This window comes from Rhizobium sp. Root491 (assembly GCF_001427205.1).
Taxonomy (GTDB): domain Bacteria; phylum Pseudomonadota; class Alphaproteobacteria; order Rhizobiales; family Rhizobiaceae; genus Agrobacterium; species Agrobacterium tumefaciens.
In genome coordinates, this window is the sequence record NZ_LMFF01000001.1 from 860,030 (window position 1) to 875,365 (window position 15,336).

14 protein-coding genes are annotated in these 15,336 nt (G+C 58.5%); 7 read left to right on the forward strand and 7 right to left on the reverse strand.

What is annotated here, in order from left to right:
• Positions 1–253: 253 nt before the first annotated feature.
• The 5 genes from ASD46_RS04280 to ASD46_RS04300 form a co-directional block, all read right to left on the reverse strand.
• On the reverse strand, positions 254–1,066 hold the full coding sequence (locus tag ASD46_RS04280; protein ID WP_060641858.1) for an ABC transporter permease: 813 nt from the start codon (positions 1,064–1,066) through the stop codon (positions 254–256).
• 4 nt (positions 1,067–1,070) lie between these two features.
• Positions 1,071–1,979, reverse strand: a complete 909-nt coding sequence (locus tag ASD46_RS04285; RefSeq protein WP_003515156.1) for an ABC transporter permease subunit — start codon at positions 1,977–1,979, stop codon at positions 1,071–1,073.
• 11 nt (positions 1,980–1,990) lie between these two features.
• A complete protein-coding gene (locus ASD46_RS04290; RefSeq protein WP_013635505.1) occupies positions 1,991–3,148 on the reverse strand; it encodes an ABC transporter ATP-binding protein in 1,158 nt (385 codons plus the stop codon).
• A 179-nt stretch (positions 3,149–3,327) separates the two neighbouring features.
• Entirely contained in the window at positions 3,328–4,425 is a 1,098-nt protein-coding gene (locus ASD46_RS04295) for a polyamine ABC transporter substrate-binding protein (protein ID WP_003515154.1), read from the reverse strand.
• 151 nt (positions 4,426–4,576) lie between these two features.
• On the reverse strand, positions 4,577–5,992 hold the full coding sequence (locus ASD46_RS04300; protein ID WP_035197888.1) for a helix-turn-helix domain-containing protein: 1,416 nt from the start codon (positions 5,990–5,992) through the stop codon (positions 4,577–4,579).
• Between the two features lie 256 nt (positions 5,993–6,248).
• Here ASD46_RS04300 and aceA point away from each other — a divergent pair, with 256 nt between their 5' ends.
• Positions 6,249–7,538: an isocitrate lyase gene (gene aceA / locus ASD46_RS04305; protein WP_025592511.1), complete on the forward strand. Its 1,290-nt coding sequence runs from the start codon at positions 6,249–6,251 to the stop codon at positions 7,536–7,538.
• Positions 7,539–7,621: 83 nt separating this feature from the next.
• Positions 7,622–7,879: a hypothetical protein gene (locus ASD46_RS04310; RefSeq protein WP_003515151.1), complete on the forward strand. Its 258-nt coding sequence runs from the start codon at positions 7,622–7,624 to the stop codon at positions 7,877–7,879.
• A 6-nt stretch (positions 7,880–7,885) separates the two neighbouring features.
• Here ASD46_RS04310 and ASD46_RS04315 read toward each other — a convergent pair whose 3' ends face one another.
• Entirely contained in the window at positions 7,886–8,758 is an 873-nt protein-coding gene (locus ASD46_RS04315; protein WP_025592509.1) for a LysR family transcriptional regulator, read from the reverse strand.
• 83 nt (positions 8,759–8,841) lie between these two features.
• Here ASD46_RS04315 and ASD46_RS04320 point away from each other — a divergent pair, with 83 nt between their 5' ends.
• Positions 8,842–9,189, forward strand: coding sequence for a hypothetical protein (locus ASD46_RS04320; protein WP_003515148.1), 348 nt, complete (start codon positions 8,842–8,844; stop codon positions 9,187–9,189).
• A 109-nt stretch (positions 9,190–9,298) separates the two neighbouring features.
• Here the strand turns inward: ASD46_RS04320 and ASD46_RS04325 are convergent, their stop codons facing one another.
• Entirely contained in the window at positions 9,299–10,480 is a 1,182-nt protein-coding gene (locus ASD46_RS04325; protein WP_025592506.1) for an NAD(P)/FAD-dependent oxidoreductase, read from the reverse strand.
• A gap of 129 nt (positions 10,481–10,609) precedes the next feature.
• On the opposite strand from ASD46_RS04325, the gene ASD46_RS04330 reads away from it, so the two are divergent.
• The 4 genes from ASD46_RS04330 (at position 10,610) to zwf (ending at position 15,333) form a co-directional block, all read left to right on the forward strand.
• Positions 10,610–12,046, forward strand: coding sequence for a glutamine synthetase family protein (locus ASD46_RS04330; RefSeq protein ID WP_013635499.1), 1,437 nt, complete (start codon positions 10,610–10,612; stop codon positions 12,044–12,046).
• A gap of 10 nt (positions 12,047–12,056) precedes the next feature.
• Positions 12,057–13,343: an NAD(P)/FAD-dependent oxidoreductase gene (locus ASD46_RS04335; RefSeq protein ID WP_003515145.1), complete on the forward strand. Its 1,287-nt coding sequence runs from the start codon at positions 12,057–12,059 to the stop codon at positions 13,341–13,343.
• A gap of 26 nt (positions 13,344–13,369) precedes the next feature.
• Positions 13,370–13,720 carry a hypothetical protein gene (locus ASD46_RS04340; protein ID WP_025592503.1) on the forward strand — a complete coding sequence of 117 codons (351 nt, stop codon included), beginning with the start codon at positions 13,370–13,372 and terminating at the stop codon, positions 13,718–13,720.
• A 137-nt stretch (positions 13,721–13,857) separates the two neighbouring features.
• Positions 13,858–15,333, forward strand: coding sequence for a glucose-6-phosphate dehydrogenase (gene zwf / locus ASD46_RS04345; RefSeq protein WP_003515142.1), 1,476 nt, complete (start codon positions 13,858–13,860; stop codon positions 15,331–15,333).
• Positions 15,334–15,336: the final 3 nt, after the last annotated feature.

Below are 15,336 nucleotides of genomic sequence, written 5' to 3' on the forward strand. Positions count from 1 at the left end.
GCTTTTTTAACGAGAGAAAGGGGGACAACCTCGCCATATGGAAATTATCAATCCCGGCTATCTAAAGTTTGACAGCCCTGCGTTGGGATTTACTTTCCGCCAACTCCTATTAACAAGCGGTTAAAACCAAAATCGATCAATTACCGACGATAATTCCTATTTTGAGACCGTAAAAGTCGAAAACTAAATTACAGGTTTCTAATTTTATCGACGCCTCAACAGTAACGCGTAGAAATCGGAGAGGAATATTCGATCAGTTGCGCGCGGCTGCGTGTTCGTCCTTCATCCGCTGGAGTTCCGTGCGTTTGGAGGCGATGGAAGCGACAATCACGCCGATTGTGACAAGCCCGATAAGGATCGTGCAGATGGCGTTGATCTCAGGTGTGACGCCAAGACGAACCTGCGAATAAATCTTGATCGGCAGCGTCGTCGCACCTGGACCAGTGGCGAAACTTGCGATCACGAGATCATCGAGCGACAGCGTAAACGCCAGCATCCAGCCGGCGATGACGGCCGGGAAGATCAGCGGCAGGGTAATTTTGAAGAAGGTCTTGACCGGCGGGCAACCGAGATCGAGCGCTGCTTCCTCGAGGCTGCGATCAAAGGTCAACAGGCGCGACTGCACGACGATTGCCACATAACACATGGTGAAGGTGGTGTGGGCGATGACCACCGTCCAGAAACCGCGATCCACCCCGACGGCCACGAACAGCAAAAGCAGCGACAGACCGGTAATGACCTCCGGCATGACGAGCGGCGCATAGATCATGCCCGAAAACAGCACGCGTCCCGGAAAGCGCGCAAAGCGCGTCAGAGACAGCGCCGCCAGCGTTCCGAGGATGGTGCCGATGGTGGCGCTCAAAATACCGACACGAAGCGTCACCCAGGCTGCATCCATCAGCCCCTGGTTCGACCACATGGACTTGTACCATTGCAGCGAAAATCCGCCCCAGACGGTGACCAGCTTCGAGGCATTGAAGGAATAAACGATCAGGATGATGATCGGGATATAGAGAAAGGTAAAACCGAGGGTCAGGACGGTGATGTCGAATTTTCCGCGTTTCATGGCCTCACCCGACTTTCTTCTGCTGGTTCTGGAAGATGGCGATGGGCACCACCAGCAACAGTAGAAGCAGCACCGCAACGGCGGATGCCAGGGGCCAGTCGCGGTTGCCGAAGAATTCAGTCCAGAGGGTCTTGCCGATCATCAGCGTCTGCGCACCGCCAAGCAGATCGGGAATGACGAATTCGCCGGTTATCGGGATGAAACAGATCATCGACCCGGCCACCACGCCCGGCAGCGACAGCGGGAAGGTAATCTTCCAGAAGGCTTTCCAGGGCGGGCAACCCAGATCGGCCGCCGCTTCCAGAAGCGTATTGTCGAATTTTTCCAGCGCCGAATAAAGCGGCAGCACCATGAACGGCAGATAGGAATAAACGATGCCGATGAAGATCGCCGTCTCGGTGCGGAAGATATTGACCTGCTGGTCCGGCCCCAGAAAACCGAGCCATTGGAACAGCACCGTCAGCAGACCTTCGGGCTTCAGAATACCGATCCAGGCGTAAACGCGGATCAGGAACGAGGTCCAGAACGGCAGGATGACCAGCATCACCAGCGTCGGGCGGATGGATGACGGCGAACGCGCCATGGCAAGAGCCATGGGATAACCGATCAGCAACAGCAGGAAGGTGGAGATGAATGCGATGCGCAGCGACGAGAGATAGGCGTCGATGTAGAGCGGGTCTTCCGTCAGAAACAGGTAGTTTTCGAAATCCAGCTGCGAGAAGAACGCGCCAAGCTTCGAAAACCCTTCGAAGACTGGCGTATAGGGCGGCATGGATATCGCCGTATCCGAAAGCGATATTTTGAAAATGATGAAAAAGGGCGCTGCAAAAAACAGCATCAGCCAGAAATAGGGAACCGCGACGACCAGCCATCGCCAGGGACTTTGCCGGTTTTCAGGAGTGGTGATCGCCATAAAAGCCTCCCTCAGTGCGTTAGCACAAGACCGGAATCCTGTTTCCAGTTCAACCACACCATATCGCCGAAGGTGATCGGGCGATCCACGAGACGCGAGACATTCGCCTGCGCTGCACGGATGACACGGCCATCGGCAAGCTTGACGATGAACACCGAGAAGTCACCGAGATAGCCGATATCCCAGACTTCGCCATAAGCGGAATTGACGGCGCTGTCGGTGGGTTGATCGAGCGAGATGCGGACCTTTTCCGGGCGGATGGCGAAAGCCACCCGGCTTCCGGTGACCGCGGCGCATTCCTGCTCCACGGCAACTGTCAACCCGTCGCAATCGAGTGTCACCAGTCCCGGCTTGCCGATATCGGACGCGTTAGTGACGACATTGGCGTCGAAAATATTGATGTCGCCGATGAAATCCGCCACGTAACGGCTGTTCGGCGCTTCGTAGATCTCGGCAGGTGTTGCCACCTGCACCACAATGCCCTTGTCCATGACCGCGATCCGGTCCGACACCGTCATTGCCTCTTCCTGGTCATGGGTGACGATCAGGAAGGTGAGGCCGAGATTGGTCTGGATGTCCATCAGCTCGAATTGGGTTTCCTCGCGCAGCTTCTTGTCGAGCGCACCGAGCGGTTCATCCAGCAAAAGCACCTTCGGCCGCTTTGCAAGCGAGCGGGCAAGCGCCACGCGCTGCCGCTGGCCGCCCGAAAGCTGGCTCGGCTTGCGCTTGGCAAACTCGCTGAGCTTGACGAGCCGCAGCATTTCCTCGACCCGCGAGGATATTTCTGCCTTGGGCAGACCGTCCTGCTCCAGACCGAAGGCAATGTTCTTCTCCACCGACATATGCGGGAAAAGGGCGTAGGACTGAAACATCATATTGGTCGGGCGCTTGTAGGGCGGCACGCCGGAAATATCCTTGCCCTGAAGGAGAATACGCCCATTGGTCGGTTCCTCGAAACCGGCCAGCATGCGCATCAGCGTGGTCTTGCCGCAGCCGGAAGGACCGAGCAGCGAAAAGAACTCCCGCTCGTAAATATCGAGCGTCAGATTATCGACGGCGACGAAATCGCCAAACCGCTTGGTGACGTTTTCAAACCGGATGAAGGGAACCGCATCGGGATTGTCCCAAGGGCTAAATTTGCGTTTGACCGGCCCCAGAGTTTTCGCCATTCACCCTACCCTCAAATCCCGTTGATTTTGTAGATTTGAGCATCGGATTTCCCGAAAACCGCGTCACACTTTTCGGTCCGATGCCATGAGGCGGGCAGCGCCGGCAGGTTGCGTGACCTGCCGGCAAGGTATCAGAGAAACAGGCCCGCCGGCCGTTTCTCAACCAGCGCGCGGAGCTATCAGCTACCGGTCTTTATCTGCGTCCAGACACGGTTCAAGACGCGCTGTTCCTTCGGTCCGTAGGGTGAGATGGTGAAGAGCTTCTTCATCGTCTCGGCATTGGGGTAGACCGCCGGGTTCTTGGCAACCGACGGATCCATCAGCGCCTGCGAGGCAAGGTTGCCGTTCGCATACTGAACATAGTTGGACGCCTTGGCGATGACTTCCGGGCGCATCAGGTAATTTATGAAGGTGTGAGCTTCCTCGACATTCTTGGCATCCGCCGGGATGGCAAGGTTGTCGAACCACATATAGGTGCCTTCCTTCGGGATGACGTAGTTCACCTCGACGCCGTTCTTGGCTTCTTCGGCACGCTTTTTCGCCTGAAGAATGTCACCCGACCAGCCGATCGTGATGCAGCTGTCGCCATTTGCCAGCTCGTCGATATAGGCGGAGGAGTTGAAGGTCTTCACAAAGGGACGGATCTTCGAATAGACGGCACCGCCCGCTTCCAGATCGGCCGTTTCCTTGCTGTCCGGGTTCTTGCCGAGGTAATTCATCGCGATGGCGAAGGTCTCGTCCGATGCATCGAGAATATTGATGCCACAGGATTTCAGCTTTTCGGCATTTTCCGGCTTGAAGAGAATATCCCAGCTGTCGACCGGAACATCACCGAGAGCCGCCTTCACCTTGGCGACGTTATAGCCGATGCCTGTTGTGCCCCACATGTAGTTCACGGCATACTCGTTACCGGGGTCGTATTTCGCCAGACGCTCGGAGACATCCGGCCACATGTTCTTCAGATTCGGCAACTTGGACTTGTCGAGTTTCTGGAAAACACCGGCATTGATCTGGCGGGCGAGGAAGGGGCCAGTCGGCACCACCACGTCGTAGCCGGAGCTGCCGGCCAGAAGCTTCGTTTCCACGAGTTCGTTGCTGTCGAATACATCGTAAACGACCTTTATGCCGGTTTCCTTGGTGAAATCGGTGAGGATCGATTCGTCGATATAATCCGACCAGTTAAAGACGTGAACGACCTTCTCCTGGGCCATTGCCGAGCCTGCAGCAACGAGCGCCGTTGTGAGAGCCAAAGTGAAACGGAGCGAACGGTTTTTCATGATTTCTCCTGTTAACGCATCCTCGTGACGGAAGCGTGATCCCCTTTTTTAGTGAGACTAGAAAGGAAAACAAAAGGGAGCAAGCGGGAAATGTGCAGCACAGCATTTTCAACCGAATGTGTTCCACCGGGAAAAAAGTGATGCGAAACCTCTACTGGAAGTCGAAAACACTAAGACCGGTCACCATTTCGTCCAGGCCGAGCGGCCTCGTCAGCGGGGCCTCCGCCCGCGACAGACAGCCCTGCCTTTCACACAGCCGGCACGAGGGACCAATGGCAATGGTCGGCCCACCTGCGCCGGCAGCCCCGTAGACCGTCTCCCCGGCCTGGGCGAGATCGCAGCCCAGAAGCACGGCCGTTCGCCGCACCCTTTCGCCGAAACCGGCCTGCGGGCCTTCAAGCGTGCGCGACACAGTCAGGAAGGCGTCACCGTCAGGCATCTCCACCGGCTCCACCAGCACCTGCCCCGGCTGGGCAAAAGCTGCGTGGATATTAAGACGCGGACAGAGGCCACCAAACCGTGCCCTCGGGAAGCCACCGGCGCCCGCAAGACGGAAACGGTTGCCGGCATTGTCAGTCTCCATCAAAAAGAACGGGATTGCCGTAGCCGTCGGCCTTTGCAGGCTGACGAGCCTGTTGGCGGCCTGTTCGAACGACACATTGAAGCGTGATCGCAGGACATCGAGATCGTATTTCGCGCGCTGGGCGGCACTCAAAAACGCACCATAGGGCATCATCAGGGCGTGGGCGGCATAACGCGCCAGCTCGAAGCGGGCAATGCGCCGTGCCTCCTCCCCCTTCAGGCCAAGCGTCTCCAGCTCAGCGCCAATCTCCTCTCGAAGCGCCAGAAGACAGGTTTCCATCGCCATTTCCCTGAGCTGATCCGGCTGCGACAGGCGCTCGGACAAAAACAGCCGCATGGAATGGCGGTCATAACGCCGCCGCAGATTGGGCATGGCATGGACCGGCAGAGTTCTGACCACGATACCGTGGTTTTTCTGAAGCCATGCGCGAAGGCCCGCTGCGAGATCTTCGCCCGCCGACAATTGCTTGTGGAGTTCTTCTGCCGCCGTATCGATGGAATGGACATAGGCCGGCCGGTTTTCAAAGACGTGCCGCACCTCGTCTATCGGCAGGCGGGTGGAGGAAAGCGCCGTCTCATGTCCTTCGCGCGCCAGAAGATCCGAGAGGTCGGACAGGCGCTGCGCCTGTTCCCGATACGCCCGGTACAGCTTGACGACGCCACTTGCCGCATTGGGCGCGGCATCTGCCACCTCGATCAGCTCCTGCGGCGACGGCACCTCGCCCACCAGCAGCGGATCAGCAAAGACCTCGCGCAGCTGCCCGGCGGAACCGGCGCTTTCACCCTGCAGGTCATCCAGATCGACCTTGTAGACCGAGGCAAGCTTCAGCAGCAATTGCACGGTCAGGGGCCGCTGGTTGCGTTCGATGAGATTGAGATAGGAGGGCGAGATTGCCAGCGCCTCGGCCATCGCCGTCTGCGTCAAGCCCAGACCATTGCGAATACGGCGCACGCGCGGGCCAGCAAAAATCTTGTTTTCCGACACAGTCTTAACCTCTCCATCCCCGCGACTCATACAAGTCTGTTACAAGCTCACCGAGCGAAAGTCCTTTACAAAATTTACAATTTTACAGCTCCACCCTGTCATGCACACTACAGCATAACCTCTTTCAAGTCACTGTTTTTATGTTTGTTCTGGCGCTCAAACTCATGAAAATGTAAATGTAGTCACATCGAACGGCGCTTCACACAGTTGAAGACAGTACGTTTCTGAAACCGCATTTGTCATGGGAGAGAGAAGTATGACGGATTTTTACAAACTTGTTCCGGGTGCACCGCAGGGACGCTTCGACGGCATCGAGCGCGCTTACACCGCCGCCGACGTGGAGCGGCTGCGCGGCTCCGTTGAAATCCGCCATTCGCTGGCCGAGATGGGTGCCAACCGGCTGTGGAAGCTGATCAACGAAGAGAATTTCATCAATGCGCTCGGCGCGCTTTCCGGCAACCAGGCCATGCAGATGGTTCGCGCCGGGCTGAAGGCGATCTATCTTTCCGGCTGGCAGGTTGCGGCAGATGCCAACACGGCCTCCGCCATGTATCCGGACCAATCGCTCTACCCCGCCAATGCGGCGCCAGAGCTCGCAAAGCGCATCAACCGCACCTTGCAACGGGCAGACCAGATAGAGACGGCAGAGGGCAAGGGCCTTTCGGTCGACACGTGGTTCGCGCCGATCGTTGCCGATGCGGAAGCAGGTTTCGGGGGACCGCTCAACGCCTTCGAGATCATGAAGGCATTCATCGAGGCCGGTGCAGCCGGTGTTCACTATGAAGACCAGCTGGCATCTGAAAAGAAGTGCGGCCATCTCGGCGGCAAGGTTCTGATCCCCACGGCGGCGCATATTCGCAACCTGACGGCGGCACGACTTGCAGCCGACGTCATGGGCGTGCCGACGCTGGTCATCGCCCGCACCGATGCGGAGGCAGCCAAGCTTTTGACCTCTGATATTGACGAGCGCGACCAGCCCTTCGTCGATTACGATGCCGGCCGCACCGTCGAGGGCTTCTATCAGGTGAAGAACGGTCTTGAACCCTGCATCGCCCGTGCGGTGGCCTATGCGCCCTATTGCGATCTGATCTGGTGCGAGACCTCCAAGCCAGATCTCGAGCAGGCGCGCAGGTTTGCCGAGGGCGTGCACAAGGTGCACCCCGGCAAGAAGCTGGCTTACAATTGCTCGCCGTCGTTCAACTGGAAAAAGCACCTCGACGACGCGACGATTGCCAAGTTCCAGCGCGAACTCGGGGCGATGGGCTACAAGTTCCAGTTCATCACGCTGGCCGGCTTCCACCAGCTGAATTACGGCATGTTCGAACTGGCGCGCGGCTACAAGGAGCGGCAGATGGCGGCCTATTCCGAGCTTCAGGAAGCGGAATTCGCGGCCGAGGTTAACGGCTACACCGCCACCAAACACCAGCGCGAAGTCGGCACCGGCTACTTCGACGCCGTGTCGCTGGCAATCTCGGGCGGCACGTCTTCGACCACCGCCATGAAGGAATCCACCGAGCACGACCAGTTCCGCCCGGCGGCGGAATAAACTGGAAAACTGCCCTTCCCTTGAACGGGAAGGGCTTGCAAATCGCATCAAGAACCCCAACCAATAAAGAGAGGAGAAATGCCATGAATGCCCATAACCCCATCAAGACCCACGTCAAGGAACGCGCCGAGGAGCAGTCCTCTGCCATGACGCAGGATCAACAGGTCGCCATCCGCATGCTGGCCAACGATCTGCACCGCCTCAATCAGGCCGTCATGAAGGCAGTTGAGGCCGGTGTTTCCGTTGAACTCGTCCGCTCAGCCCGCCATCACGGCGGGGGCGGCAACTGGGGCGATCTCCTGATCCCGGTCATCGTCGCGCAGGGAAGTGCTGCTGCGTGACACCGCTCATGCCGGACGGCTTTTTCGTCCGGCGTACAAATCGGAATGTCGCTTGATGAGACGCGTCATCCGGTCCGCCACCGTCCGTATATCGCGGCGGTGGCGATCGTCATTGTTCATGACGATCCACTGATTGTGACGAAGCGCTTCGATTTCGTCACCCTCACGCATCAGCCGCGCGTCGGCATCGCCCACGAAACACGGCAGCACGGCAACCCCTGCCCCGGCCAGCGTGAGATCGAGCAGTGCCGTTGGCCTGTTGACGGTCACCACGATATTGTCCCGCCGGTTTTCATGCGGCCAGCGCAGGTAGGCGGAAATGGCGTTTTCTTCCGCCACCGCCAACCACCGGTCTGAAACGGAGCTGGCGGCGTTGCGCAACCTGTAGGGCGCATAGGCCACCTCCCCCGTCTTGATGGCAGCAAGGTTGCGTTCCTCGGGCTCGAAAGCGCGAATGCCGATGTCGTTTTCACGGTGCGCCAAAGACGCCCTTTGTTCGGCGATGAAAAGATCGATGCGGAAATCGTCGCGATCCGTGCAGATGGCGGAGAAATTTACTGCAAGCAGCCAGGCATTCCAGGTGCCGACGGCAATGCGCACGACGGAAGAGGCCGACGACGCCTTTTGCCATCCCTCGATATCCTTTGCCGCGTTTTCCATCGCCTGAAGGCGGTCAAACAGCGCGCGGCCATCCGGTGTCAGCGCGTATCCCGTCTGGCTGCGCTGGAACAGCGCCTTGCCAATGCGCTCCTCCAGTTCGATCATGCGTCGCCCGATAGTCGCAGGGCTCAAACCCGTCAGCGCCGCAGCACCCGTCAGGCCGCCGCTGCGTGACACATCGAGGAAAAGTTGGTATGAATCCCAAGTGACGTTTTTCATTTATGAAAAACGTAGCGCATTTTCTTGCGCAGATAAATCAAAAAACGGCGTGCATCATGGCCCTCCGCAACATGGAGAGTGACATGCACGTATTTTATTCAGCATTGGCCATCATCGAAAACCAGACGCCGCGCACGCGGCGGGAAGCCATCCGGCAGGAAGAGAAATTCTATGCCGATATGGCCGAGGCATCCTGGCCGTGGCGGCTGTTTATCGCGGTTGCTGCAAGGGCGAAAGCGAAGAGCCTGACCTTAATAAAAAAGGGCGATCAGGGCAGCCACGGCACCGGCTGCGATTGCAGTCAGGCGAAAGGCCAACTGCCTGCTCTCGCTTTCGGCGCGGGCGATGGCAATGGCGCGAGGGCGGCGATGTGCGGATCTGTTCATGCGCGGGCTCCTGACGAAAAACTCAACCGACCCATGCCCTGTTAAGAGCCTCCAGCATGACATCATGTACAGCGGAACCACAACGAGATTCGGCTTTGCTGGCATTCTGTCAGGATGACCCGTGCCCATTAACAAGGTGTTAATACGAGCGGTTTCAGGCGAATTCACCTGCTGCCTGACCGGAGGCCCAGGCCCACTGGAAATTATAACCGCCCAGCCAGCCGGTCACGTCAACACATTCGCCGATGAAATAGAGGCCCGCCACGGTTTTCGCTGCCATGCTGCGGGAATCGAGGCCGGTCGTATCCACGCCGCCAAGAGTGACTTCCGCCGTGCGATATCCCTCGGAACCGGCTGGCTTGATCTGCCAGTCCTGCACCTCATTTGCCAGTGTCGCCAGAGCCTTGTCTGACATATCGGCAAGGTTGCCGGTCAGCCCCGATTTTTCCACGACATGCTGCGCCAGCCGTTTCGGCAGGATTTCCGCAAGAGCGGTCTGGGCCGACTGGCGGCCGTTCTTCTGTTTCGCTTCCTTTAGCAAGGCGACGATATCGCGCGCAGGCTCCAGTTTAAGGCGGATCGTATCGCCCTCCCGCCAATAGGAGGAGATTTGCAGGATCGAGGGGCCGCTCAGGCCCCGATGGGTAAACAGCAGTGCTTCGTTGAAAGCCGTTTTGGCATGGGAAATTTCGGCTGGCACGGCAACACCGGCAAGGGGGCTCAGCCTTTCCAGTGCCGCAGGATCAAGCGTCAGCGGCACGAGGCCGGGGCGCGTCTCGATGAGCGACAGGCCGAATTGCTCGGCGATCTGGTAGGCAAAACCGGTCGCACCCATTTTCGGGATCGACTTGCCGCCAGTTGCGACCACAAGGCTTTCCGCCTCGATGACGCCGCCGGAGGTCGTCACGCGAAACCGGCCGCCATCATGGGCGACATCAGAAACAGCGGTTTCGAGCCTCAATTTCACCTTTGCAGCCTGCATTTCGCCAAGCAGCATGCGGATGATGTCCTTGGCGCTATCGTCGCAGAACAGCTGCCCAAGCGTCTTTTCATGCCAGGCGATACGATGTTTTTCGACCAGAGCGATGAAATCGCGCGGCGTGTAACGGGCAAGTGCGGATTTGGCGAAATGCGGGTTGGCGGAGAGATAGTTCTTCGGCCCGGCGTGGATGTTGGTGAAATTGCAGCGGCCGCCGCCGGAGATGCGGATTTTCTCGCCCGGCGCCTTGGCATGGTCGAGGATGATGACGGAGCGGCCGCGCTGGCCGGCGCGGATGGCGCACATCATGCCGGCAGCCCCCGCCCCCAAAATCAGCACGTCACATTTGTCTGCCATAGTTGTTTTCCGTTTGCTTCTCCCTTTCCTCTTTTCGAAGTGTCGCCCGTTGTCAATGGCGCTTTCCCCCTCGCCAATTGCCAAACTCCGGTTATGATGGCGCCAGTCGAAACACAGACCCGGTGATACATGCCCCCGAAGAAAACCATGCTCCGCCCGAAGAAACAGGCAACCATGGCAAAGAAACCTCCCCTCGACCTTTCCTCTACCCGTGGCGTTTCCTCCTGGCGCGAAGCTTCGCAATGGTTGAGGGCGCGCGGTATCGAGGATATTGAATGCATAACACCCGATCTCGCCGGGGTTGCGCGTGGCAAGATGATGCCGACGGCGAAATTTACGGGCGACACCTCGCTTGCCCTGCCCTCCGCGCTCTATCGCCACACGATCTCGGGCGAATACCCGGATGAGACGGCAAACTTCCGCTATGAGCCGCGCGACAGCGACCTGAAGCTTGTGCCTGATCTTTCCACGCTGTCCGTGGTGCCATGGGAAAGCGACCCGACCGCGCAGGTGATCTGCGATGTCGTGGATGCCGAGGGTAATTTCGTTCCCTATACGCCGCGCAACGTGCTGAAAAACGTGCTTTCGCTTTACACGGAAAAAGGCTGGAAGCCGGTCGTCGCGCCGGAAATCGAATTCTACCTGGTCGCCATGAATGACGACCCTGACTATCCGCTGCATCCGCCGAAGGGCCGCTCCGGACGCTCCATTGTCGGTGGGCAGAGCTATTCCATCGCCGGCATCAACGAGTTCGACGAACTGATCGACGATATCTATCACTTCTCCGAAAAACAGGGCCTCGAGATCGATACCCTGATCCATGAGGAAGGCCCGGCCCAGCTGGAAATTAACCTGCGCCATGGCGATCCGATCGAACTTGCCGACCAGGTGTTCCTGTTCAAGCGCACGATCCGTGAAGCAGCATTGAAGCATGGCATCTACGCCACCTTCATGGCCAAGCCCATGCAGGGTCAGCCGGGTTCGGCCATGCATATCCATCAGTCGGTGGTGGAGATCGACAGCGGCCGCAATATCTTCTCCAACAAGGACGGCGGCCCATCCAAGGAGTTCTTCGCCTTCGTCGGCGGCATGCAGCGTTATGTTCCGAACGCGCTGGTGATGCTTGCTCCTTACGTGAATTCCTATCGCCGCCTGACACCTGACATGGCTTGCCCGGTCAACAATGCCTGGGGTTACGACAATCGCACGACGGCTTTCCGCGTGCCGATTTCCAGCCCGCAGGCAAGGCGTGTCGAAAACCGCCTGCCGAGTTCGGATGCCAATCCCTATCTCGCGCTTGCCGCTTCGCTTGCCTGCGGCTGGCTCGGCATCGTCAACAATATCGAGCCGACCGAACCGACCGCCGATACGGCCAATGAAGGCTCCATCGACCTGCCGCGCGGGCTGCTGGAAGCCGTGGCGCTGCTGGAAGGCGAAGAACAGTTCGAGCGGGTGTTCGGCCATGAATTCGTCGGCCTTTATGCGGGCCTGAAGCGCGGGGAATTCGAGACATTCATGCAGGTCATCAGCCCATGGGAGCGGGAATTCCTGCTTCTCAACGTGTGAGGTCTGAAGCATGACGTGGCAAAGCCCGATAGCGCCGGGGATTTCCTGGTATCAGGCAAGCGCCCAGGAGCGGCCGCAATATCCGGCGCTCGACGGGTCGAAAGCAGTGGATGTCGCGGTCGTCGGCGGCGGCTATACCGGGCTTCAGGCCGCCTTTAATCTTGCCGCCAACGGTGTCTCCGTCGCCTTGATCGAGGCGCATCGTTTCGGCGACGGCGCATCCGGCCGCAACGGCGGGCAATTCGGCACCGGGCAGCGCTCTTTTCCCGACGAGATGGAAGACGAGATCGGCTTCGAGCAGTCGAAGGTACTGTTCGATATCGCCGAGGATGCCAAACACTACGTCCTCAACTTCGCCCGCGATCACGGCATCGACATGGAGTATCTGCCGGGGCAGCTCTATGTTGCGCACAAGGCTGCTTACGAAGACGATTACCGCAAAAGCGTCGATGCGATGAACAATCGCTACGGCTATCCGCATATTTCCTACATGGAGCGGGCGGACGCACGCAGACGTGTCGGCTCCAGCCATTATTTCGGCGGCACACGCGATACCGGCACCGGCCATATCCATCCGCTGAAGCTGCTGGTCGGGCTTGCGAAAGCCGCAAAAGAGGCGGGCGCCGGCATCCATGAAATGACGCCCGCCAAATCCATACGCCAGGCGGGCGGCAAGACCATCATCGAAACGCCCTCCGGCACGCTGACCGCAACGCGGGTGCTGATTGCGACCAATGCCTATATCGGCAATCTGGAACCGGTAACGGCGGCCCATATCATGCCCATCCGCTCCTTCATCGGCGCGACCGCACCGCTTGACGCTTATCCCGACATTATTCCCGGCAAGGAAGCCGTGGCCGATTCCCGTTTCGTGGTGCGCTATTTCCGCAAGACGGTCGACAACCGGCTGCTGTTCGGCGGGCGCGAGGCCTATACGGCCGATACGCCGCGCGACATTTCCAGCCATATTCGCCGGCAGATCGCTGAAATCTATCCCGAACTCGGAAATGTCGAGATCACCCATTCCTGGGGCGGCTCCGTCGGCATCACCCTGCCAAGGCGGGTGTTCGTGCGGGAAGTCATGCCAGGGGTCACCTCCATCGGCGGTTATTCCGGACACGGGGTGATGCTGTCGAACTATTGCGGCAAGCTCTATGCCGATCTCGTTCTCGGCAGACAGGATATGCTGGCGCCATTCGCGCGGTTGAAGGTTCCTTCGTTCCCCGGCGGCGCATCGCTGCGGGCACCGCTGCTTTTCCTGGCGCTCTCATGGTACGCATTGCGAGACAGGTTTTAGGAAATCCGCCCACCTCTGGAGATCTGATGGAAAGACCTAGCGACAGGCTTGTAACGATTGCGACCGGTTACGGGATGGCGGAAACCGCCGTGACGTGTTCGTTTCTGCGCGCCTATGGCATCCACACCACCCTGCCCTCGGCCCATATCGTTTCCGTGAACTGGCATTTGACGGTCGCGTTCGGAGGCATGGAAATCCGGGTGCCGGAGTGGCAGCGGCATGAGGCAAGACTGCTGCTGGACAGTATAGATGCCTCGCACAAGGTCGATGAGCCATCACCGCGATCATGGATGGGGAAAATCGCAGCAATCGTCGTTTTTTTCTTTTTTTCCGTTCCGCCGCCGGCCAAAGGCTTGTTCAAGAACCCTGCTTTCTAGCCGGCATCACTCAATGACAATCGGTACGGGTTTTCGACCCGTGAAACCAAAATTCATAATTTCACATAACTGAGACTGGCATTTTTAAATCGATTAGATTATGGATGCCCCAACCCTTGAAGATCGAGAGTATCGATATGAGCAGTCAGATCATTCCTGTTGAAGCTTTTGATTGTGTCGTTTTCGGCGGCACAGGCGATTTGGCAGAGCGCAAGCTTTTGCCGGCCCTTTATCACCGTCAGGTCGAAGGCCAGTTCACGGAGCCGACCCGTATCATCGGCGCGTCGCGTTCGGTCATGAGCCATGAGGAATATCGCAAATTCGCGCAGGACGCGCTGAAGGAGCATCTGAAGGCGGGCGAATATGATGATGCGCAGGTTGCGCTGTTCCTCAACCGGCTTTTCTACGTTCCCGTCGACGCAAAATCCGGCAACGGATGGGACGTGTTGAAGAAGCTGCTCGATGAGGGCAAGGAGCGCATACGCGCCTTCTATCTCGCTGTTGCGCCCGGCATTTTCGGCGATATCGCCGACAAGATCCGCGAACACAAGCTTATCACCCGCTCGACCCGCATCGTCGTTGAAAAGCCGATCGGCCGCGACCTTGCCTCGGCGCAGGAACTCAACGACACCATCGGCCACGTCTTCAAGGAAGAACAGATCTTCCGCATCGACCACTATCTTGGCAAGGAGACGGTGCAGAACCTGATGGCACTGCGTTTTGCCAACGCGCTTTACGAGCCGCTTTGGAATTCCGCCCATATCGACCACGTGCAGATCACGGTCGCAGAAGCTGTCGGCCTTGAGGGTCGCGCCGGATATTACGATACGGCCGGTGCGTTGCGCGACATGGTGCAGAACCACATTCTGCAATTGCTTTGCCTCGTTGCCATGGAGCCGCCCGCTTCCATGAACGCGGAAGCCGTGCGTGACGAAAAGCTCAAGGTTCTGCGCTCCCTGAAGCCGATCAACACCAGCAATGTTGAAAAGCTGACGGTTCGCGGCCAGTACCGCGCCGGCGCTTCCGCAGGCGGCCCGGTGAAAGGTTATCTGGAGGAGCTGGAGGGCGGCGTTTCCAACACGGAAACCTTCGTCGCCATCAAGGCCGAAATTGCCAACTGGCGCTGGGCAGGCGTTCCTTTCTACATTCGCACGGGAAAACGCCTTGCGACCCGCGTTTCGGAAATCGTCGTCACGTTCAAGCAGATCCCGCATTCGATCTTCGACGATGCGGCCGGCAAGATCGAAGCCAACAAGCTGGTCATTCGCCTCCAACCGGACGAAGGCGTCAAGCAGTCGCTGCTCATCAAGGATCCCGGCCCGGGCGGCATGCGTCTGCGTCAGGTCTCGCTGGACATGAGCTTTGCCGAAGCCTTCAATGTGCGCAGCCCCGATGCCTATGAGCGGCTTTTGATGGATACCATCCGCTCCAACCAGACACTGTTCATGCGCCGCGACGAAGTGGAAGCGGCCTGGGACTGGGTCGATCCGATCCTCAAGAGCTGGGAAGAGCTGGGACAGGGCGTACAGGGTTATACTGCCGGAACCTGGGGTCCGAGCGGCTCGATCGCACTGATCGAGCGCGACGGCCGCACCTGGCACGATGCTGACTGAGGG